The organism is Enterobacter sp. E12 (assembly GCF_014596715.2).
In the GTDB taxonomy this organism is placed as follows: Bacteria; Pseudomonadota; Gammaproteobacteria; order Enterobacterales; family Enterobacteriaceae; genus Enterobacter; species Enterobacter bugandensis.
Genome location: NZ_CP115601.1, coordinates 38247 through 59011 on the forward strand (window position 1 = coordinate 38247; position 20765 = coordinate 59011).

Sequence of the window (20765 nt, forward strand, 5' to 3'; positions counted from 1 at the left end):
ATGCTGGCCTTCTTAAACCAGGTGCGCAAGCCGACCCTGGATCTGCCGCTCGACGTGCGGCGCAAGATGTGGTTCAAACCGTTCATGCAGTCTTATCTGGTGGTCTTCATCGGCTACCTGACCATGTACCTGATCCGCAAAAACTTTAACATCGCGCAGAACGACATGATCTCCACCTACGGGCTGAGCATGACGCAGCTGGGGATGATTGGCCTGGGCTTCTCCATCACCTACGGGGTGGGGAAAACGGTTGTGTCCTACTACGCGGACGGTAAAAACACCAAGCAGTTCCTGCCGTTTATGCTGATCCTCTCCGCCATCTGTATGCTCGGCTTCAGCGCCAGCATGGGCGCGGGCTCCGTCAGCCTGTTCCTGATGATTGCCTTCTACGCCCTGAGCGGTTTCTTCCAGAGCACCGGCGGGTCGTGCAGCTACTCCACCATCACCAAATGGACGCCGCGCCGCAAGCGGGGTTCGTACCTCGGCATGTGGAACATCTCCCACAACCTCGGCGGGGCGGGTGCGGCAGGCGTGGCGCTGTTTGGCGCGAACTATCTGTTCGACGGCCACGTGATCGGCATGTTTATCTTCCCGTCGATTATCGCCCTGATCGTCGGCTTTATCGGCCTGCGTTTCGGCAGCGACTCCCCGGAATCGTACGGCCTCGGCAAAGCCGAAGAGCTGTTCGGGGAGGAGATCAGCGAAGAGGACAAAGAGACCGAAGGGAACGAGATGTCCAAATGGCAGATCTTTGTTGAGTATGTGCTGAAAAACAAAGTGATCTGGCTGCTGTGCTTCTCAAACATCTTCCTGTACGTGGTGCGCATCGGCATCGACCAGTGGTCAACGGTGTACGCCTTCCAGGAGTTGAAGCTGTCGAAAGAGGTGGCGATTCAGGGCTTCACCCTGTTCGAAGTGGGCGCGCTGGTCGGCACGCTGCTGTGGGGCTGGCTCTCCGACCTCGCCAACGGCCGTCGCGCGCTGGTGGCCTGCGTCGCGCTGGCGCTGATTATCGCTACGCTCGGCATCTACCAGCACGCCAGCAACCAGTACGTTTACCTGGCGTCCCTGTTCGCGCTTGGCTTCCTGGTGTTTGGCCCTCAGTTGCTGATTGGCGTGGCGGCCGTAGGGTTCGTGCCGAAAAAAGCGATCGGCGCCGCCGATGGGATTAAAGGCACCTTCGCCTACCTGATCGGCGACAGCTTCGCCAAGCTGGGCCTGGGGATGATCGCCGACGGCACACCGATTTTCGGCCTCACCGGCTGGGCGGGCACCTTCGCGGCGCTGGATGCGGCAGCGATTGGCTGTATCGTCCTGATGGCGATGGTCGCGGTGCTGGAAGAACGTAAAATTCGCCGCGAGAATCGCGCGCAGAAATTAAAAGCGGCCTGAGTGTGCAGGTAACTTCTTTGCCCGGTGTGTGATGCCGGGCTTTTTTTATTTGCTCGTCCTACCTTTACCCCGCTTTACACACCCGATCCTCTCCATGCTCTACAGTGTTTTTTGCTGCCGCCATTCGTGCAGCCTTAGCCCCTTTTGCTAACGGAGAGCTTGCATGTTGACCCGACGATTGTCCTGCCTGGCGCTGCTGATGGCGCTGGCCTCCCCCGCAATGGCCGCGAATGCCCCCACCTACGGCGAGAAGCTGGAAGGTTTTGACTACGGCTGGCCGGTAAAACACTTTACCTTTACCTCGCAAAACCAGTCTCTGGATATGGCTTACCTGGACGTGAAGCCGGAACAACCCAATGGCCGCACCGCGGTGCTGATGCACGGTAAAAACTTCTGCGCCGGCACCTGGGACGGCACGATCCGCGCGCTGTCGGCCAGCGGGTATCGCGTGATCGCACCCGACCAGATCGGCTTCTGTAAATCCACCAAGCCAGAGCATTATCAGTACACCTTCCAGCAACTGGCGGATAACACCCACGCGCTGCTGAAAACGCTGGGCGTCGATCGCGTCACGGTTATTGGCCATTCGACCGGCGGCATGCTGGCGACCCGCTACGCGCTGATGTGGCCGCAGCAGGTAGAGCAACTGGTGATGGTGAACCCAATAGGGCTTGAAGACTGGAAAGCGCGCGGCGTGCCGCATATTACCGTCGACCAGTGGTACCAGCGCGAGCTGAAGGTCAGCGCCGACGGCATTCGCCAGTACGAGAAAAACACCTACTACGCCGGGGAGTGGAAGCCGGAATACGAGCGCTGGGTGACCATGCTTGCCGGGCTGAACAACGGGCCGGGCAAAGCGCGCGTGGCGTGGAACTCGGCGCTGCTCTACGACATGATCTACACCCAGCCGGTCATCTATGAATTTAGCGACCTGAAGATGCCGGTATTATTGATGATCGGCACGAAGGACAACACCGCCATCGGGAAAGACCTCGCCCCGCCGGAGGTCCGCAAGACGCTCGGGAACTATGCGGTGCTGGGGAAAGAGACGGCGAAGCGTATCCCGCACGCGACGCTGGTGGAGTTTAACGACATGGGCCACGCGCCGCAGATGCAGGATCCCGCACGCTTTCACGAGGCGCTGTTGAAGGGGCTTCAGGCGCGCTGACGGGTCTCCAGCAACAGCCCGCGCAGCCACGCCTGCGCGGGATTGCTTTCATCGCATTTATCCAGCTTTTTTCGGTTCACTATTCTGGCCGTACCCGCTGTCGACACGCTGCGTTTCCCGCTATGATGAGCGGCTAGTCTAAGGAGAACGCATGGTCTGGATAATGCTGGCAACGCTTGCCGTGGTGTTTGTGGTGGGATTTCGTGTCCTGACCTCAGACTCCCGCCGCGCCATCAAACGTTTAAGCGAACGGCTGGGGATTACCCCGATGCCGATCGAGTCGATGATTGACCAGTTCGGTAAAACACCGGGCAATGAATTTATCCGCTACCTTGAGCGGCCTGACGAGGCGCATCTGCAAAACGCCGCGCAGGTGCTGCTCATCTGGCAGGTCTGTATTGTCGACGGTAGCGAAGAGAATCTGCATACCTGGCACCGTATGCTGCGTAAAGCCCGCCTTGCTGCACCCATTACCGATGCGCAAATTCGTCTGGCACTTGGCTTTATGCGCGAAATGGAGCCCGATCCGCAGGAGCTGAACGCCTTCCAGCTACGCTATAACCAGCTATTTCTGCCGGAAGAAGGTGTGTTTTATCTGCATTAAGCCTTTTTGCCGCACAAGATATTCTGAGCGTTCAGGATCTCCTCTCTGTTTTCATTGAGGCGGGTTGCGGCATAGATATCAATATTTAATCTCTTTGCCTCATCGTCCGTTAGTTCGCGATAGCATAGCCCCTCCTGATTGAAGGTGCATTTTGACTGAGGCAGCAGCGCAAACCCTTTCCCTCTTGCGATACGGCTTAGCATCACGAGGGAATCATCCGGCTCTTTAATACGCTTCAGCGGCGTTTTCAGCGTGTCAAAGTAGCTTTCGCATTTGTCATAGAATGACGGATTAGCGCTTCTCGAAAACCAAAAAAGTGGAAGATCGCTAATGTCTTCCAGCGAGACTTTCTCTTTCAAACTGGCAGGATGTAAAGAAGGCATTGCGATGAGTAACGGTTCCTGGCAGACCCAGCGGTATTGAACAATGTCTTCATGACCCGTTCCTTTTTCCCCGGTCAGCACCAGATCCAGCATATTTTTAGACAAGCTTTGCAGCAGCTGTGCTGACGTCAGGTCGGGCGTTTCAACGTCATCTCCGGCGTTCATTTTTTGAAGCTGGGTATTTACAGGTTCAATATATTCAAAATTAAGCGTGCGCGTGAGACCGATGCGCAGATTCGTTTCTGAAGAGTGAGGGTCTTCTTTTAAGCTGCTGATGTCTTTGAGTATTTTTTCTGCCTGAACGACCAGCGCTCGGCCTGCTTCAGTGAGGCTAACGTCATGCGTACTGCGACTGAACAACTGACGTTTCAACACCGCTTCAAGGCATTTTATCTGACGCGTCAGAGGCGGTTGAGTCATGCGTAGACGTTCGGCAGCCTTACGAAAGTTCAGTTCATGTGCAACAGCGAGAAAGCATTGTAATTGTTTGATACTGGGCAGGTTATTGCTGATTAAATGTTCTGCTGTAGCCATACGTGGGTCCTAAATGCGAAAAGGTATTTCGTCTTTTTTCCATTTCGATATTACACGCTAAATGCTGGCAGCAAAACCCGTTTTAACAGTAATACAAAAAATATATTACAAATTTAACAATTCCAATAGTTTCCTGTATTGATAAATTTCTATCCGAATCCTCACTTAATCAATACTCGGAGTAATTATGTCGTCTAAATACGTACTGGTATCACGCTTCCCATTAAAAAACACTTTTTCTGAAAAAGAATTTACTTCCTTAAAAAGCAATGAAAACGTTCGCTACTATACCTGTGAAGAAAACGGCGTTAATGAATTGCTGGAATTACGCGCATTCAACGATATTAAAGAAATTGCATGGGTTGAAAGTGAAATGGAATCCATGTTCCATCGTTTCTCTGAAGTTCTTTCTGCCGATATCCGTCGCGAACTGCTTAAGTTTGTTGAATCCCCAATTGATAATAAAAATAGCTTGCCACAATCAAATTATATTCAACTCCGACACGTCGAAGTGCCTGCGCATAACTATCAGCAGTACCGTCAGTGGCGCGATGAAACCATTTTTAATGTTGTAAGAGATAACAAAGATAAGATTGAAAGTTTCGAAGCATTTCATTCACTGATCAGTGGCGTTCCGGGTGTAATGTTTATCTCCTCATTCAACGGTGATAAAGCAGAATATAAAGAAGCATTTACCAATGCGCGTTATCAGGAAATTATTCAACAGGCCGGCGATAACTTTATTACTGGCGGTAATGACGGCCTTTATACTCGTATCTATCGTGCTTGCTGTTGTTGAGGGACAATGAATGAACTGTAAAAAGTTGGTAGTTGTTGGCGATAAATTTAATGAATTTGCCAATGGTAAAGATGTACTGACTATATCTCAGCTAGAATTATTGACTCAAATCCCTGCGAATATCATTGATAAAGAACATGAAATTATTGTTGGGCAGGGCGTGCGCAAGGATTTTGCCGGAAAGGTAATTTCAAACCAGGCAAGAAATGCGATTCATGGTAATAAATTAAAAATGTGCTCTCTGGAAAAACTGGTTAGCGACAAAAAAAATGCTTATTGCCATAAAAGACTGGAACAGAATGTACTTATAGGACCTGCGGAACAAGCTGAGCATAACCACGATCTTTATGCGATGCCGCTGTTAATCGATGAGCGTTGCGAATTGATGGCGGATCATCAGACGGGGCAGCATATTCAGGGAATGCTCCTGGTTGAAGCCAGCCGACAGGCCTTTATCGGTGTCACCGAAGAATTTATTTACCAGCAGGAAAGTGGACGCTATTACGTCATTAATAGCATGGCAATCAATTTCGCCAGTTTCCTGTTCCCTTTACCGGCACTGGTCCACTTTGAATTTCTTGAAAAAGATATTAACGACCGCCGGGGGCGTTTCAAGGCTCAGGTTCGCGTCACTCAGCACCAAACGCTTTGCGCGACAATGGATGTCTCGTTCACCGTTTATCCTTCCGCCCTGATTACAGAGAAAGAGAAATCTCTGGCTGAGGTTGCCATGCAGGCGACCATTGTTGAGCAGCAAGGGGTGACTCAGGGGGTAACGCATGCCTGAATTACGTAGCCAGAAATACCGTCTGGCTGCGACCACGCAGGGGCCGCTTTACCCCCCTGCGGAGGTCATGGACGGGAAGGGTAATTTTGTCGTGGTGGGCATGGTGCCAGGGGATAACGGACTGCAGTGGCGAAGCGTCATTGTCTCTCCGGACAGCCCGCTTCCGGCATTTGGGGAAGTCGCACCCTATAACATTCTGTGCGATCTGGACAAGATGCCTCAGGACGCGTTGAAGGACATCATTCTTCATACTCTTCCTTTACCCATTCCGATGAACAACTATCGGATGGTTTTCGCACCAGAACAGCGGCCGCAGGCCAATAATGAAATAAGGCCTGGCCTGCCACTTCATGAAGGCTATATCGCGGATTATCGCAGCAGCGATGGAAAGCGAGAGATCGAGCCAGTGACCCTCGCTGCCTGGCTCGAGGCAGAGGGCACCTTTGAGGTCACATTGTCCGAAGATAAGAAACGAGCCCGGTTCACGTTTTCGTTCCGGAGCCTTGTTCCGGATAGCGTTTACACCGTGATGAGTCTCAGGGAAAACGATCTAGCCTCGGAGGATCCGAGCAGGCCAGGTCCGCTGGGAATACCCAACGTATTTATAACCGATAGCGAAGGTAATGCCGAATATTGGGCAGAGTTAACCGATCCTTTCCCGGCTCCGGCGAGGAAAGGAAACAGAATTATTAACGTAGTCGTACTTTATATGAGCTCGCGTCAGAGCTATGGCGGTGCAATTGGCTTTTATGGTCTTGGAGGCGATATCCATGCCCATTTAAAACTCAAAGGCCGTTCCTTCGATGAATTTACAACTATAGAGTGAGAAAAATATGCCATTTGTTCATGTTATGACCTGGCCTGCGAAAGATGAAAATCAAATCATCAGACTCCAGGAAGATATTACATTTGCCGTTCACAAAAACACGGGTGCGCCGCTGGATAAAATTTCCGTGGTGGTTTCTGAAATTGCGCCTTCCCGCTGGGCGGATGCAGGCGTGTCTGGTACGGATAGAGATTTTCCGGTTAAGAGTCGAAGAAAAAACTACGAGGAATAAAATTTGCGTAAACATGCCGCTTTTTTTGATGTTGATGAAACGCTTATAAATATTAAAAGCATGTTTGATTTCTATGATTTCTGGTGCAGGGAAAATAATCAAAACGATCGTCTTCAACGCTATATGTCTCGTTTTCTCACCGACGTGAAAAACGGCGTGCCAAGGGAAGCCCTGAACAGAGATTATTATCGTCAGTTTAAAGGTGTGTCTTGTCGTTATCTGGAAGAAATGGGTGAGAAGTGGTTCAGGCGTAAGCTGGAAAGCGAGTTTTTTATTGAGAGTGCTGTTTCAGCCCTTAAAAAACATCAGAACCAGAACATGTATACCGTATTTATATCGGGCTCTATGCTTCCGATTCTTTCACCCATTGCAAAATATCTTGGAGTAATGGAAGTACTCTGTGCGCCGGTGATAATAAATGACGCAGGTGAGTTGACGGGTGAAATCGGCCTGCCTCAAACAATTGGAACAGGTAAAAAAGACGCGCTTATCGCCTTTTGCGATGATAAAGAGATTAACCCCGTGGATTGTTATGCCTACGGCGACGATCTTTCGGATATTCCAATGCTGGAAGCCACTGGCCATCCCGTCTGTGTGGGAGAGCATTCCGCGCTTACCAGATATGCAACTGAAAAAAATTGGCACATTATTTAAATCCTTATTGAGGTAAGTAGTATGACTTCAGAACTCACTCCGCAGAATATGACGTTAAGGTCATGGCTTGCTTTATTCATTCTGGCAATTTCAACCTTTACTATTGTCACCACCGAACTGGCGCCAGTCGGATTATTAACGCCAATCGCAGAGGGGCTACAGTCTTCGGAATCTGCGGTGGGCATGACCGTGTCGCTTTATGCCTGGGTGGGGGCGTTGAGTGCGCTGTTTGCCTCCGTCTTTTTAGGGAATGTGGCCAAGAAGCGGCTTTTACTTGTGCTTACCGTGGTACTTCTGGTCTCTAACGTTATGGCTGCGACGGTAAACGTCTATAGCATGCTGCTTAGCGCCCGCGTACTGGGAGCGCTTGCTCACGGCGCATTCTGGGCGATGATCGGCGCAACGGCGGTGGCTATGGTCCCTGCCAGATATATAGGGGCGGCGACGTCAATCGTATTTGGTGGTGTTTCCGCAGCAAGCGTTTTTGGCGTACCGGTATCCAACTATATTGGTATTCACTTCGGCTGGCGGCAGGCATTTTGGCTGATGGCCGCGCTGAGCGTAATTGCCTTTGTGGGTATTAGCGTTCTTGTTCCCAGGATTACCAGCAAAAGCGCGCTCGGGCTGGATGCGCTTAAAGGCGTGCTGAAATCGTCAACATTATGGAAAATTTACTCAGCAACTTTGCTGGCTGTGACGGCTCACTTTGCTGCCTTTACGTACATTGAACCCTGGCTACACACGCAGAGTTTACTGTCCACCACCATTATTCCTGCTGTGCTTTTTGTTTACGGCATCGCGGGTCTGGCAGGTAATTTCCTGACCGGCGTGTTGATTGATAAGTATCTCAAGCTGACGGTCTCTTTGTCTGTACTGCTGATCTGTGCAGTGCTGCTGTTCCTGGGCCTGTCTGGTTCCTCGCTCTCTGCTGCGTTGATATTTACCAGTATGGTTGTCTGGGGTGTCGCCGTATCAGGAATATTTGTCGGTTTCCAGACGTGGGTTTTACGTATGGCAGAGGATAAAGCCTTCCCGGCCTCCGCAATCTACGTTTCATTTTTCAATACCGCCATTGGTATCGGTGCGTCAGTCGGTGCCTGGATGGTTTCATCATTTTCAATGCCGCTCCTGTATATCGTCGCCGGTACGGCCATCGGTCTGTCCGTTCTGCTTGTCGCGGTTATTCCGGCAACGTTAACCGCAAAACAATCCCGTATGGAGAAATCTTATGAGTCAAATTAATGACCGCACGCGCTATGGCAGAGAGATTATGGACCGTCTTGAAGCGGGGCTCGCGGATAAAGTCACCCGCCGCCTGAGCGAGCTGGACCCGGGGCTGCCCGCCCTGATTACCGACTATGCGTTCGGGGATGTGGTGGGTCGTCCGGGACTGGATCTCAAAACGCGCGAAATGTTGACCGTCGCCTCGCTTGTGACGCTGGGTAATGCCATGCCGCAGCTAGAACTGCATATGCGAGGCGCGCTCAATACCGGCGTGACGCCGGAAGAGCTGCTTGAAATTGTGATACAGATGGCGGTATATGCTGGCGTTCCCGCCTGCATGAATGGTCTTACTGCATACCGCGCGGCAATGGCCTCGACGGGCCATACTTTGCCAGGACTGAAGGGAAGTGACGCATGAGCGAGATTGTTATTATTGCAGCCCGCCGCACGGCGACGGGCGCATTTCAGGGCGCGCTTGCGGAGCATTCAGCCTCTGACCTGGGAAGCCGCATTATTCAGGCGCTCCTGAAAGAATCTGGCGTAGAAGCCAGTGATATCTCTCAGGTCATTATGGGTCAGGTACTTACTGCGGGATGCGGCCAGAACCCGGCCCGACAGTCGGCACTGAATGCTGGGTTGCCCGTAGATACGCAATGTCTGACGGTAAACAAAGTGTGCGGGTCCGGGCTTAAGGCGGTCCATCTTGGCATGCAGGCGCTGCAGACGGGGGAGGCTGAGTTTGTTATCGCCGGTGGTCAGGAGAGTATGTCCAACGCGCCGCATATCGCCACGACGTCGCGTAGCGGAACGCGGCTGGGTGATATTACTCTCAAAGATAGCCTGGTTTCTGACGGGCTCTGGGATGCCTTCAACGATTATCACATGGGTATCACTGCAGAGAATGTTGCGACGGAGTTTGGTATCAGCCGCGAAATGCAGGATGAATATGCCCTTGTCTCTCACCACAATGCGCTTGAAGCGCAGGCGCGTGGCATTTTTGAGCGTGAAATTGTCCCGGTTGAGTGGCAGACGCGAAAAGGTGAAACGATCAGCGTGGAGAGGGATGAAGGACCCCGTGCAACCAGTATCGAAAAATTGACGAAACTGAAGCCTGTCTTCCGAAAAGAGGGTACGGTGACGGCGGGAAATGCTTCATCGTTGAATGACGGTGCTGCGGCGGTCCTGCTTTGTACGCGTGAGACTGCCGAAGCACGTGGTTTGCCGGTTCTGGCATCGCTGGGCGTATTTTCCAATTCCGGTATCCAGCCGGCATTAATGGGTGCAGCCCCGATTCAGGCCATTGCCGACTGTCTTTCCCGCTCGGGATGGAAGCCTGAGGATGTCGATCATCTCGAATCCAACGAAGCGTTTGCCGCCCAGGCGCTGGCCGTGATTCAGCGGGCCGGGATTTCCCCGGATCGTATCAATCCATACGGCGGGGCAATCGCGCTTGGGCATGCGATAGGTGCATCCGGCTGCCGAATTTTGGTGACGCTGGTTCATTCCCTGATCCGTAATGATGCCAGGCGTGGCGTTGCCGCACTGTGCGTTGGCGGCGGGGAAGGCGTCGCGTTGAGCGTTTATCGCTAACGGCGTATCTGTAGATATAAAAAAAACCGGGGAAACCCGGTTTTTTATTTTCAAGATGCTGTATCAGGCATTCACGCCCTTCATACCCTCGGCAGAATAACGATCGCCTTTAATCGCTACCCGGCGATGAAGGTTGTTCAACGATTCGATATCGCTCTTCTCAAGCACAATATCGGCAGCGCGCGCGTTCTCGGCCAGATAGCTGACGTGCTTAGTACCCGGAATGGGAACCAGCCGATCGTATTGTGCTAACAGCCAGGCAAGTGCAATCTGACCTGCGGTACAGCCGTATTTTGTCGCCAGCGGGGTAATGGTATCGAGCAACTGGCGATTATGATCGAGACTGGACTGAACAAATCGTTCGTTATTCTTGCGGAAATCACCTTCTGCAAAATCGTTGTTGTTCAGATATTTTCCCGTCAGGAAGCCCCTGCCAAGAGGTGAGTAGGGCACCAGGCCGATACCTAGCGCTTTCACGACCGGCAAAATGTTTTCCTCGATGTCTCGTGTCCACAGAGAATATTCTGTTTGCAATGCGGTGACCGGATGCACCGCATGCGCCCGTTGCAGCGTTGAAGCCGACACTTCGCAAAGGCCGATGTGGTTGATCTTACCCTCTTTAACAAGGGTGCGCAGGCAATCCATACTCTCTTCGATCGGGGTTGCGTTACTCACCCTGTGAAGGTAGAAGAGGTCGATTCGCTCCACGCCAAGCCGCTTAAGGGATTCGTTACAGCAGCGGATGATATAGTCCGGCGTATTGTTGATGGTGCGGGCGTAGGAGTCGTCAGGAGAGCGATCGATGCCGCACTTCGTGGCGATTTTGAACTGGTCGCGAGTGTTTTTATCCAGCCCGGCAAGAAAGTGACCGATTAGCCTTTCATTATGGCCACGGCCATATAAATTTGCGGTATCAATAAACGTCACGTTCAGATCGATGAGGTTATGCAATACCTGCAGTGAGCCTTTGTCATCAGTCTGGCCATAAAATTCACTCAGACCCATGGCACCGTAGCCGATGGCACTGACGGTAAGATTTTGAGATAAAGTACGTGTTTTCATAGTTTCTCCTTTTCAGACGCTATGATTGTTTCACCTCAATTGTGGTTACTGAATTTTCATTTTCGTTATGCTGAAAAGGTATCAGTCACCGCCGATCTGCCTTCCGAATCATTAAAAACGACAAAAGTTGTCTAAACGTTAAATTCGTCACACTTTTGATGATAAACTGCGCGACTTTTCCGCACGTTTTTATCTTCAGGTGACGCCATGACAGAACATATCCAGCCCACAACCAGACCGCAGACCAAAGAGGTGTCGCGCCCCAACTGGTCGGCGGTTTTCTCCGTGGCGTTCTGCGTCGCCTGCCTGATTACCGTTGAGTTTCTACCGGTGAGCCTGCTGACGCCGATGGCGCAGGATCTGGGCATTTCCGAAGGCGTGGCGGGGCAGTCCGTTACCGTCACCGCCTTTGTGGCGATGTTCGCCAGCCTGTTTATCACCCAGGTCATTGGTACTATCGACCGCCGCAAAGTGGTCATTCTGTTCAGCGTGCTGCTGACGCTCTCCTGCCTGCTGGTCTCTTTCGCGGAAAGCTTCACCCTGCTGCTGCTCGGTCGCGCCTGTTTGGGGCTGGGATTAGGCGGCTTCTGGGCGATGTCGGCCTCGCTGACCATGCGCCTTGTGCCCGCGCGCACCGTGCCAAAAGCGCTGTCCGTTATCTTCGGCGCGGTCTCTATTGCGCTGGTGATTGCCGCGCCGCTGGGCAGCTTCCTCGGTGGGATTATCGGCTGGCGTAACGTCTTTAACGCGGCGGCGGTGATGGGTTTGCTCTGCATCATTTGGGTGTGGAAAGCGCTGCCGTCCCTGCCGGGTGAAGCGGCGCACCACAAACAGAACATGTTCGCGCTGCTCAAGCGCCCCGGCGTGCTGGCGGGGATGACTGCCATCTTTATGTCGTTTGCCGGGCAGTTTGCCTTTTTCACCTATATCCGCCCGGTGTATATGACCATGGCGGGCTTTGACGTGGACGGCCTGACGCTGGTGCTGCTGAGCTTCGGTATCGCCAGCTTTGTCGGCACGTCGCTGTCGTCGCAGTTCCTGAAACGCTCCCTGAAGGTGGCGCTGGCGGGGGCGCCGCTGGTGTTGGCGCTGAGCGCGGCGGTGCTGGTGCTGTGGGGCAGCGATAAGTGGGTCGCGTCGGCGATTGCGATTATCTGGGGCTTTGCCTTTGCGCTGGTGCCGGTGGGCTGGTCGACGTGGATCACCCGAACGCTGGCCGATCAGGCGGAAAAAGCCGGGTCGATTCAGGTGGCGGTGATCCAGCTGGCGAACACCTGCGGCGCGGCCATTGGCGGCGTGGCGCTCGACCATCTGGGGCTGACGTCACCACTGGTGATTTCCGGTACGCTGATGCTGCTGACGGCACTGCTGGTGGCAGGGAAGGTGAAGGCGCGTTGATTGATAAACAGTCACTACATCGATATACTTGTACCGTAACTTGTACAGGAGGAAATATGCAGGTTGTGACGTTTACCGAAGCACGAAGCCGACTCAAAGATGTGTTGGACGACGTGAATGACAATGTGGAGACAACCATCATCAGCCGCCGAAACGGGGGGGATGCGGTGGTTATGTCTCTGCAGCACTACAACTCAATGATGGAAACCATCCATCTGATGAGTTCGCCTGCCAACGCCAGTCGACTGATGGAGTCAATCGCACAGGCAAATACCGGAAAAACCACGCAGAGGGATCTGATAGATGACCAGGCTACTGATTTGGACTGATAACGGCTGGGATGATTACCTGTGGTGGCAGGAGCAGGATAAGAAAACGCTTCGCAGAATCAATAAATTGATTGAAGATGCGAAGCGTCAACCCTTCGATGGCCTGGGTAAGCCGGAACCGCTTAAAGGTAACCTTTCCGGATACTGGTCCCGCCGAATCAATGATACTGACCGTCTGGTTTACGGGGTGTCGGATAGCGCTCTTACTATTTTAATGTGCCGCTACCACTATTATTCGTAGATCACGCCGATGTCCTCATCCGTCTTCTCGAATCCATCGAGATCAACACCACCGACGACACAATCAATAGCGTTCCCAGCCAGTCCGGCAGGGTGAAGGCCACCCCCAGCAGGATCACCGACAGTAACGCGCTGCTCAACGGCTCGGCGCAGCTCAGAATGCTCGCCTTCGGCCCGCCGATCATCTGTGCGCCTTTCAGGTACAGGCTGAACGTCAGCGCGGTGCCAATCACCACCAGGTAGAAAAACGCCAGCAGCAGGCCGCCGTCAATCACGAAAGTGGTGCCGCGTCCGGCGTAGAACGGCGTCAGCATTAATCCGGCAATCAACATGCTCCAGCCGACAATCGGCAATGTGCCGTAGCGGGCAATCAGCGTTGACGGATAGGTGGTGTAAAACGCGGCGGCAAACGCCGAGGCGATGCCGAAGAACAGCGCGGCAGGGGAGATGGAGAGCGAGGTTGGGTCGCCGTGGGTCACCAGCAGGAAGGTGCCGATCAACGACGTAAAAATCGCTGACAGGACAAACACGCCGGGACGCGTTTTCCGCGCCAGGGCGAACCACGCCACAATGATGGTCGGCGACAGGAACTGGAGCACGGTCGCCGTAGCGGCGTTGGATTTTTCAATCGTCAGCAGGAAGGTGAGCTGCACGGTGAGCGCGCCGACCAGCGAGAAAAACAGCAGACTGAGGGCGTCTTTACGATGCTTGATGATCGAGAAAATCTTGTCGCCGTGAACGAAGGAGAGCGTCAGCAGGATCACGCCGGTAAACAGCAGGCGAACCATGGTCAGGTAAGGCGAAGAAATGTGGCTTTTCTCCATGATGTACTGCGCGCAAACTCCGGAACTGCCCCATAAAACGGCGGCGATCAGGACGTTCAGCATCCCTTTACGTGTGGAACCCATTTTCTCCCCTGCTATGTTGTCGTTAATTGGCCAACAGCATAGCATGGTTGTGTGCGGCCTGATGCCCTCACCCCGGCCCTCTCCCACGGGGAGAGGGGGAAAACCGTAGGCCGGGTAAGCGTAGCGCCACCCGGCATGTTGTTCACCTTAGAACCACGCCTCCCACATCGCGCCGACGTTGAAGTCGTCGAGCGTCTCGTCTTTGGTATTGTTCACGCGCGCGGTGCGTTCATTATCCACCTTGCCGCCGGTGACGTAGAAGCGCAGCATCGGACGGAACTCCGGCCCCATGGCGATAGACATGTTCTGCGACAGGGTCAGCTTCCAGCCCTTGTTATCGCCGCCGTTATCGTAGTCAACGTGCTGCCAGCCTGCTTCCAGCCAGGTGGAGTGAACGTCGTTCCACCAGTGCATCGGGCGCACGATGGCGTTGTAGTTCTTGCGGTTGTCGGTCTTATCGCGGCTGTTGTCGTAGTCGTGGAAGGCGAGGATGTACTCCACCTGCGTGGCCTGAGTGAATTTATACAGCCCTTCGAAGCTGGCGTAGACCGTGGTCAGATCTTCGGTTTTGTTGAACACGCTGTTATCCGCGTTATCGGAGTAGCGGGCGATCACCTTGTTCACACCGCTGTCGTTGGTGTGGCTCAGCACCACGCCGCCCTGCCAGGCGTTCAGGCGTTCGTCGCTTTCAACCGCTTTCGAATCAAAGCCGTAGTTGGCGTACAGCTCCATGTCGATCGGTCCGAGCTTCATGCCGTGGATTTTGGAGGTCGCGGCGTAGTTGCCCTTGTCGCCCGTGCCGGAACCGCCGGTACAGGTGATGCGCGACGGGTTCGCTTCATCTTCCATCACTTCCGGGCTACAGGATTCGACTGCCGCCACGGCAGCCACGTCAAACTGCACGCCGCCGATGTCAAAGTTCTTCACGCCCGCGCCCTGGCCGTCGTGGTTCATCCAGAAGTAATCGTTAATGCCCTGCTGCGGACGCTGGTGGAAGTCACGACCGGCCCAGAAGTAGGCATTTGGGTTGGAGGCCATAATGTTGGTCACCCCCGCGTAGGCTTTTTTCAGGTTAACCTCGTCGCCCCAGTGGTCGATCATCACGTTGATGTCCCAGATGGCGCCGTTGTCCCCTTTGAAGGCCTTGGAAAGCTGGAATTCCCCGCCGTTACCTTCGTTACCCAGACGACCAATCGCGGACGCGCCGTTGTAGGAGCCGTCCACCGCCACGTATTTCTGATCGGCGGCCTGGAAGTGCGCGCCGTAGCGGGCGTAGCCGGTGAATTTAATGCCGAACGGGATCGCCATATCCGGGGATTGCGCCGCGCTTTGCGGCTCGGTCACCACGTCCGCTTTTTTCGCAACCGCCGCATCCATTTTGGCCTGACGCTCGGCCAGAGCTTTATCTACCGCTTTCGCCACAATGGCGTCGATTTGCTCCTGGGTAAATTCTTGTGCGAGTACGGAAATTGGGCAAAGCGCGGCGATAACCGCCATGGTTAATGGAAGTTTTTTAATCGTATTCATGGTTATCTCAATATAGTTTAATTTTATTCAGACAATAACCATCCCGCTCCGATCTGACAGAGTATGTCGCTATCATCAGAACAAGTGGATCTCTATTTAGGGTACAGAGGTATTACATTAACTTTATTTCGCCATAGACTATCTCTGATATAAATGAATAATTTCTTCAGACAGTTCACGCGCTAATAAGGAATTCATTAAATGATCCTGCGCGTGCACCATGATTAACGTCATCGGCTGGCGGCCTTCGCCCGCATCCTGCTCGATCAGTTTGGTCTGCATCTTGTGCGCCTGGCGCGCGTAGCCGTCGGCTTCGTGCAGCAGGCTTTTGGCCTCGTCAAAGTTGCCCTGACGCGCCGCGTGCAGCGCTTCAAAGCACAGGCTGCGGGACTGTCCGGCGTTGACGATAATTTCCATTACGGCTTCTTCTAGTGCGATCATCATTATTACTCTTTTTCAAAACTATTATTTAAGGCGGTGGCGGCAAACCACTCTCCGCTTTTCTTAATGGTGCGCTGCTGCGTCTCTAAATCAAGCTGGATAAATCCGTAGCGGTTTTTATAGGCATTACACCACGACCAGTTATCAATAAATGTCCACATATGGTAGCCAAGGCAATTGCACCCTTCGCTAATACCTTTGTGCAGCCACGTTAAATGCTCAGAAATAAACTCGATGCGGTATTGATCGTTAATCTGGCCATTTTCAATAAAGCGCTGTTCATTTTCGACGCCCATGCCGTTTTCAGAAATAAAGCAGCGAGGGTTGCCGTAATTGTCGCGCAGGTTAACCAGAATATCGTAAATACCCGGCGCGTAGATTTCCCAGCCGCGGTAGGGATTCATCTTGCGGCCCGGCATTTCGTAGTTATCAAAGAACCACTCCGGCATAAACGGCGCCTGCGGGTTCACCGCGCTGTCGCGACACTTCACGCGACGCGGCTGATAGTAGTTCACGCCGAGCAGGTCGATTTTCCCTTCCGCAATCAGGAAGCCGTCTTCCGGCTTGCAGGCGGGCAACTGATCGTAGGATTTCAGCAACGCCACCAGGTCGGCCGGATACTCCCCGCGCAGTACCGGGTCAAGGAAGCTGCGGTTAAACATCAGGTCCGCGATGTGCGCCGCCTTCACGTCCGCCGGGTTCTGCGAGCGCGGGTAGGACGGCGTCAGGTTCAGCACGATGCCGATCTCACCCGCGTAATGTCCGGCGCGGTAAGCCTGAACCGCCTTCGCGTGGGCCAATACGGTGTGATACGCCACGGTGGCGGCCCGGCGGAAATCCACCACGTTGGGATAGTGGAAGTCGTACAGATAACCGCCCTCCACCGGGACGATGGGCTCGTTGAAGGTAAACCAGTGCAGCACGCGGTCGCCAAACAGCTCGAAGCAGATCTGCGCATAGCGGGCGTAAGCGTCCACCACGTCACGGTTTTCCCAGCCGCCGATTTCCTGCATTGCCATCGGCATGTCGAAATGGAACAGGGTGATAAACGGCGTGATGCCCTGTTCATTCAGCTCATCAATGACCTGATTGTAAAAATCGACCGCTTCCGGGTTCACTTCACCGATACCGTCGGGGATCAGGCGTGCCCAGCTAATCGAGGTACGAAAGCTGTTGTGGTTCAGCTGCTTTAACAGCTGAATGTCCGTTTTCCAGTTTTGATAAAACGTGGAGGTCTGCTGCGGCCCCACGCCGTTGTGAAAACGGTTCGGCTCGCGGGCAAACCAGTAATCCCATGTGGTTTCCCCCTCTCTTGCCCCTTCGGTCTGGAGAGCGGAGCTTGCGCTGCCCCACCAGAAGTTATCGGGAAATGCGTATTTCATGTCCTTTCCTCTTTGACTTAATTGCTTGCGGCTTCAGCGGTACCGACGGTTGCCTGGGCTTTCTGCTCTTCGTTTTTCATCAGCGTACGCTCATAGGCGCGCAGGAACGGCAGGTACATCAGCGCGGACATCACCATACAGACCAGGCACATTATCACCGGACTGAGCGCCCAGTTTGCCGCCCATGAGGCACCAATCGGCGCGGGGGTGGTCCACGGGGTTAATGACACCACCTGAGCCAGCCAGCCGAGCTTCGTTGCGCCGTACGCCAGGCAGGCATTGACCAGCGGAACAAACACGAACGGGATAAACAGCATCGGATTCATGATGATCGGCGCGCCGAACAGAATCGGCTCATTGATGTTAAAGAAGCTCGGCACAATGCCCATTTTGCCGATGGTGCGCAGGTGCGTGGCGCGGCTGCGCAGCAGCAGGAACGCCAGCGGCAGCGTGGAGCCTACGCCGCCAATCAGCAGGTAGTGATCCCAGAAGCCCTGCAGGTAAACGTGCGGCAGCGCCGCGCCTGCGGCGAGCGCCGCCTGGTTTGCGGAGAGGTTCGCCATCCAGAACGGGTTCATGATGCCGGTGACGATCAGCGAGCCGTGAATACCGGCAAACCAGAAGATCTGGCACAGCAGCACGGAGAGCAGTATCGCGGGCAGGGAGTCAGATGCGGATACCAGCGGCTCCAGCAGGTGCATGATCGCCTGCGGGATGATCATTCCGGTCTGCGCTTCAATGAACAGGTTCAGCGGGTGCAGCGTACCGATCACCACCATCACCGGGATCAGGATCTCAAACGAACGCGCCACGCCGGTGGGCACTTCCTTCGGCAGGCGGATGGTCACGTTGTTCTGCTTCAGCCACGCATAGACACGTGTGGCGTAAATCGCGGTGATAAGCGCGGTAAAGATGCCCTGACCGGAGAGATACTGAGTCGAGATTTTACCGTCGGCATACGGCGCGGCGACCAGCAGGAAGGCCATAAAGGCCAGCAGGCCGGACATCACCGGGTCGAGGTTAAACTGACGCCCCAGGCTCGCCCCGATCCCCACCGAAATGAAGAAGGTCATCACGCCCATGCTGAGGTTAAACGGCAGCATCAGCTGGTCGCGGTAGGTCTGGGAGAAATCCAGCCAGCCGCGGGCGAAGCTGTTGGTGGTATCAGCCGAGAACGGCGGGAAGATGAACACCAGCATAAACGAGCCGATGATCATAAACGGTAGCGCGGCGGTAAAGCCGTCGCGGATGGCAATCACATACTTTTGCTGACCCAGCTTTGCGGCCAGCGGGGTAATTGACTGCTCAATCACCGCGACCATGGATTGATATAACGAACTCATGTGAACACCTTTTAGTGTGCCGCTTCGATGAGCGACAGAGCATAGTCCAGTACTTTATCGCCACGCTGCATGCCGTAGTCCATCATGTCGATGGGCTGCACCGGAATGCCTTTCGTAGCCGCCTTGTCTGAGAGTGTCTGTAACATGTATTTCACTTGCGGTCCGAGAAGTACCACCTGGTATTGCGGAAACTGCGTATCAAATTCGGAAACACCGTACGCATCAATCTTCACCGGCAAACCACGTTCTTTCGCGACATCGACCATTTTGCTGACCAGCAGGCTGGTGGACATCCCGGCAGAGCAACACAGCATAATCTTGAACATCGACAACCATCCTCTAAATGTAAATAGTTATTGCGAGGATGATTGGACATGATACGGAAACCGGTTTCCATTTATAAAAGGCAGAACTGTGATAACCATCAAGATCCAATACTTATGAGGCTAATTAACCGGATGTGTGTCACATAATTTGGCTGTTTTGACATCATTTTGAGTGGAAACGGAAAATCGGTTTCCATGAAAAACGGAAACGGATATACTCCGTTCTGGCTATAATGTGAGCCGTAGCGGTTATGGAATTTGCAGGCGCGAGGTTAGCCTGCCAGGGGAAAGAGATGTCGACAATCAATGATGTATCACGTCTGGCCGGGGTGTCTAAAGCCACGGTATCGCGAGTGTTGAGTGGGTCACGTGGCGTTAAGGAAGCCAGCCGTCAGGCCGTGCTGAAGGCGGTGGATGAGCTGAACTACCGGCCTAACGTGATTGCCCAGTCGCTGCTGAGCCAGTCGACGGGCTGCATTGGGGTGATTTGCGCGCAGGAAAACATTAACCAGACCACCGGGTATCTTTACGCGCTGGAAAAACAGCTCAGCCAGCACCAAAAACACCTGCTGCTGCGCTTCGCCCATAGCAAAGCGGAAGTGATGAATGCTCTCGAAGAACTCTCCTGCGGCCTGTGTGACGACATTCTGGTGATTGGCGCCCGTTTCCCGCTGGACGTGGATATGGACAACGTCATTCTGGTGGACTGCATGGAGGCTGATAACTCCAACAGCATCCAGTTCGATCACGCCTTTGCCGCCGAAACCGCCTGTAACTATCTGACCAGCCAGGGGCGTCGCCAGATTGCGCTGATCCATCCCCACGGCAGCGGGTTTGCCGACCAGGTGCTGCTTGGCTATAAGCACGCGCTGGAGAAAAATTTCCTGCCCTTTAATCGCAACCTCGTCTTTATGGACGCAACTTCCTCGTCCGTTGCGCTTCAGGAATTACTCAACAACGCGTCCACGCTGAACTTCAACGCGCTGCTGGTGGCGGACGAGCAGGAAGCCCAGCGGGTGATCCCGCAGCTGCAGGCGTTTAATAAATCCGTACCGGACGACATTATGGTCTTTAGCCTGGCCGGATCGCTGCACCTGCCGGGTATTCCGGTGATCCCGGCGATTGAATATTCAATGGATGCCATGGCGGCGCGTATCGTAAGCTGGCTGACGGAGAAAACGCAGATGCTCGGGTCCTATGTTCTGCGCGGGGATCTCATCATTCCGGACGTGCGGAAGCGTTAAAACATTTTCCAGGCCGGGCAAGCGCAGCGCCACCCGGCGAGAACTCAATAATCTTCCAGACAATCCACCTGACCAACCGCAGCCCAGTAGGCGTCCAGGTTGTCGCGCTTCACGGCGGTGATGGCGTTTTTGATCAGCAGCTGATTGGCCTCGGACGACAAAATCATCTCCTGCCAGGCCTTATCGCTCTGCTTTTTCTGTGGCGTACAGGTTTTCTTAATATCTTTCAGGACCTGCTGCTTAATCTGCGCCTCTTTCGCCGGATCGTCCTTTTCCTGAGCATGGACAAACGCGGCGAAGAGCAGACAAACCAGCAGGCAGACCAGGTGCGCAGCTTTCATCAACAACCCCCTTTAGACGTCACAGGCTTCC

General features: G+C 53.8%; 24 protein-coding genes. 15 read left to right on the top strand and 9 right to left on the bottom strand.

Features of this window, described 5'->3' with window-relative positions; translation table 11 throughout:
• The 3 genes from uhpT to IB212_RS00205 all read left to right on the top strand — a co-directional run bounded on the left by uhpT (position 1) and on the right by IB212_RS00205 (position 3164).
• On the top strand, positions 1–1392 hold the full coding sequence (gene uhpT / locus IB212_RS00195) for a hexose-6-phosphate:phosphate antiporter (protein ID WP_041911711.1): 1392 nt from the start codon (positions 1–3) through the stop codon (positions 1390–1392).
• A 163-nt stretch (positions 1393–1555) separates the two neighbouring features.
• Positions 1556–2560 (top strand): alpha/beta fold hydrolase, encoded by a 1005-nt coding sequence (locus IB212_RS00200; protein ID WP_041911710.1) that lies wholly within the window; start codon positions 1556–1558, stop codon positions 2558–2560.
• 151 nt (positions 2561–2711) lie between these two features.
• Positions 2712–3164 (top strand): DUF1198 domain-containing protein, encoded by a 453-nt coding sequence (locus IB212_RS00205; RefSeq protein WP_028014965.1) that lies wholly within the window; start codon positions 2712–2714, stop codon positions 3162–3164.
• On the opposite strand, the gene IB212_RS00210 is transcribed toward IB212_RS00205, so the two are convergent.
• Positions 3161–4081 carry a LysR family transcriptional regulator gene (locus IB212_RS00210; protein ID WP_028014966.1) on the bottom strand — a complete coding sequence of 307 codons (921 nt, stop codon included), beginning with the start codon at positions 4079–4081 and terminating at the stop codon, positions 3161–3163. The genes IB212_RS00205 and IB212_RS00210 overlap by 4 nt on opposite strands.
• Before the next feature lie 187 nt (positions 4082–4268).
• Between IB212_RS00210 and IB212_RS00215 the strand changes: the two genes are divergently transcribed.
• Genes IB212_RS00215 through IB212_RS00250 form a run of 8 tightly spaced genes read left to right on the top strand, consistent with a single transcriptional unit; the run spans position 4269 to position 10193 of the window.
• Positions 4269–4880: a hypothetical protein gene (locus IB212_RS00215; protein WP_041911709.1), complete on the top strand. Its 612-nt coding sequence runs from the start codon at positions 4269–4271 to the stop codon at positions 4878–4880.
• 10 nt (positions 4881–4890) lie between these two features.
• On the top strand, positions 4891–5667 hold the full coding sequence (locus IB212_RS00220) for an AfsA-related hotdog domain-containing protein (protein ID WP_028014968.1): 777 nt from the start codon (positions 4891–4893) through the stop codon (positions 5665–5667).
• Positions 5660–6493 carry a hypothetical protein gene (locus IB212_RS00225; protein WP_028014969.1) on the top strand — a complete coding sequence of 278 codons (834 nt, stop codon included), beginning with the start codon at positions 5660–5662 and terminating at the stop codon, positions 6491–6493. Before IB212_RS00220 ends, IB212_RS00225 begins: the two co-directional genes overlap by 8 nt.
• Positions 6494–6500: 7 nt before the next feature.
• The gene (locus IB212_RS00230; protein ID WP_041911708.1) at positions 6501–6725 is read left to right on the top strand and encodes a 2-hydroxymuconate tautomerase; all 225 of its coding nucleotides are present in this window, start codon (positions 6501–6503) and stop codon (positions 6723–6725) included.
• A gap of 3 nt (positions 6726–6728) precedes the next feature.
• Positions 6729–7379 carry an HAD family phosphatase gene (locus tag IB212_RS00235; protein ID WP_188245836.1) on the top strand — a complete coding sequence of 217 codons (651 nt, stop codon included), beginning with the start codon at positions 6729–6731 and terminating at the stop codon, positions 7377–7379.
• Positions 7380–7400: 21 nt separating this feature from the next.
• The gene (locus IB212_RS00240) at positions 7401–8621 is read left to right on the top strand and encodes an MFS transporter (RefSeq protein ID WP_041911706.1); all 1221 of its coding nucleotides are present in this window, start codon (positions 7401–7403) and stop codon (positions 8619–8621) included.
• Positions 8608–9021 carry a carboxymuconolactone decarboxylase family protein gene (locus IB212_RS00245; RefSeq protein WP_041911705.1) on the top strand — a complete coding sequence of 138 codons (414 nt, stop codon included), beginning with the start codon at positions 8608–8610 and terminating at the stop codon, positions 9019–9021. Before IB212_RS00240 ends, IB212_RS00245 begins: the two co-directional genes overlap by 14 nt.
• Entirely contained in the window at positions 9018–10193 is a 1176-nt protein-coding gene (locus tag IB212_RS00250) for an acetyl-CoA C-acetyltransferase (RefSeq protein WP_188245835.1), read from the top strand. The genes IB212_RS00245 and IB212_RS00250 overlap by 4 nt, the downstream gene beginning before the upstream one ends.
• 63 nt (positions 10194–10256) lie before the next feature.
• Here the strand turns inward: IB212_RS00250 and IB212_RS00255 are convergent, their stop codons facing one another.
• Positions 10257–11255 carry an aldo/keto reductase gene (locus IB212_RS00255; protein WP_041911704.1) on the bottom strand — a complete coding sequence of 333 codons (999 nt, stop codon included), beginning with the start codon at positions 11253–11255 and terminating at the stop codon, positions 10257–10259.
• A gap of 207 nt (positions 11256–11462) precedes the next feature.
• Here IB212_RS00255 and nepI point away from each other — a divergent pair, with 207 nt between their 5' ends.
• The 3 genes from nepI to IB212_RS00270 are packed head-to-tail and all read left to right on the top strand — an operon-like array spanning position 11463 to position 13223.
• Positions 11463–12653, top strand: a complete 1191-nt coding sequence (nepI, locus tag IB212_RS00260) for a purine ribonucleoside efflux pump NepI (RefSeq protein ID WP_041911703.1) — start codon at positions 11463–11465, stop codon at positions 12651–12653.
• Positions 12654–12709: 56 nt separating this feature from the next.
• Positions 12710–12982, top strand: a complete 273-nt coding sequence (locus IB212_RS00265; RefSeq protein ID WP_041911702.1) for a type II toxin-antitoxin system Phd/YefM family antitoxin — start codon at positions 12710–12712, stop codon at positions 12980–12982.
• Entirely contained in the window at positions 12957–13223 is a 267-nt protein-coding gene (locus IB212_RS00270; RefSeq protein ID WP_041911701.1) for a Txe/YoeB family addiction module toxin, read from the top strand. Before IB212_RS00265 ends, IB212_RS00270 begins: the two co-directional genes overlap by 26 nt.
• Position 13224: 1 nt before the next feature.
• Here the strand turns inward: IB212_RS00270 and IB212_RS00275 are convergent, their stop codons facing one another.
• From IB212_RS00275 to IB212_RS00300, 6 genes are all read right to left on the bottom strand, one after another.
• Positions 13225–14130, bottom strand: a complete 906-nt coding sequence (locus IB212_RS00275) for an EamA family transporter (RefSeq protein ID WP_041911700.1) — start codon at positions 14128–14130, stop codon at positions 13225–13227.
• A 147-nt stretch (positions 14131–14277) separates the two neighbouring features.
• The gene (locus IB212_RS00280; protein ID WP_041911699.1) at positions 14278–15657 is read right to left on the bottom strand and encodes a carbohydrate porin; all 1380 of its coding nucleotides are present in this window, start codon (positions 15655–15657) and stop codon (positions 14278–14280) included.
• A 138-nt stretch (positions 15658–15795) separates the two neighbouring features.
• Entirely contained in the window at positions 15796–16098 is a 303-nt protein-coding gene (locus tag IB212_RS00285; protein ID WP_028014979.1) for a PTS lactose/cellobiose transporter subunit IIA, read from the bottom strand.
• A gap of 5 nt (positions 16099–16103) precedes the next feature.
• Positions 16104–17480, bottom strand: coding sequence for a glycoside hydrolase family 1 protein (locus IB212_RS00290; protein WP_041911698.1), 1377 nt, complete (start codon positions 17478–17480; stop codon positions 16104–16106).
• Between the two features lie 17 nt (positions 17481–17497).
• Positions 17498–18823 (bottom strand): PTS sugar transporter subunit IIC, encoded by a 1326-nt coding sequence (locus tag IB212_RS00295; RefSeq protein ID WP_041911697.1) that lies wholly within the window; start codon positions 18821–18823, stop codon positions 17498–17500.
• Positions 18824–18834: 11 nt separating this feature from the next.
• Positions 18835–19149 (bottom strand): PTS sugar transporter subunit IIB, encoded by a 315-nt coding sequence (locus IB212_RS00300; RefSeq protein WP_014830072.1) that lies wholly within the window; start codon positions 19147–19149, stop codon positions 18835–18837.
• Between the two features lie 293 nt (positions 19150–19442).
• On the opposite strand from IB212_RS00300, the gene IB212_RS00305 reads away from it, so the two are divergent.
• The gene (locus IB212_RS00305; RefSeq protein WP_041911696.1) at positions 19443–20393 is read left to right on the top strand and encodes a LacI family DNA-binding transcriptional regulator; all 951 of its coding nucleotides are present in this window, start codon (positions 19443–19445) and stop codon (positions 20391–20393) included.
• Positions 20394–20437: 44 nt separating this feature from the next.
• Here the strand turns inward: IB212_RS00305 and IB212_RS00310 are convergent, their stop codons facing one another.
• A complete protein-coding gene (locus IB212_RS00310; protein ID WP_028014983.1) occupies positions 20438–20734 on the bottom strand; it encodes a YicS family protein in 297 nt (98 codons plus the stop codon).
• Positions 20735–20765: the final 31 nt, after the last annotated feature.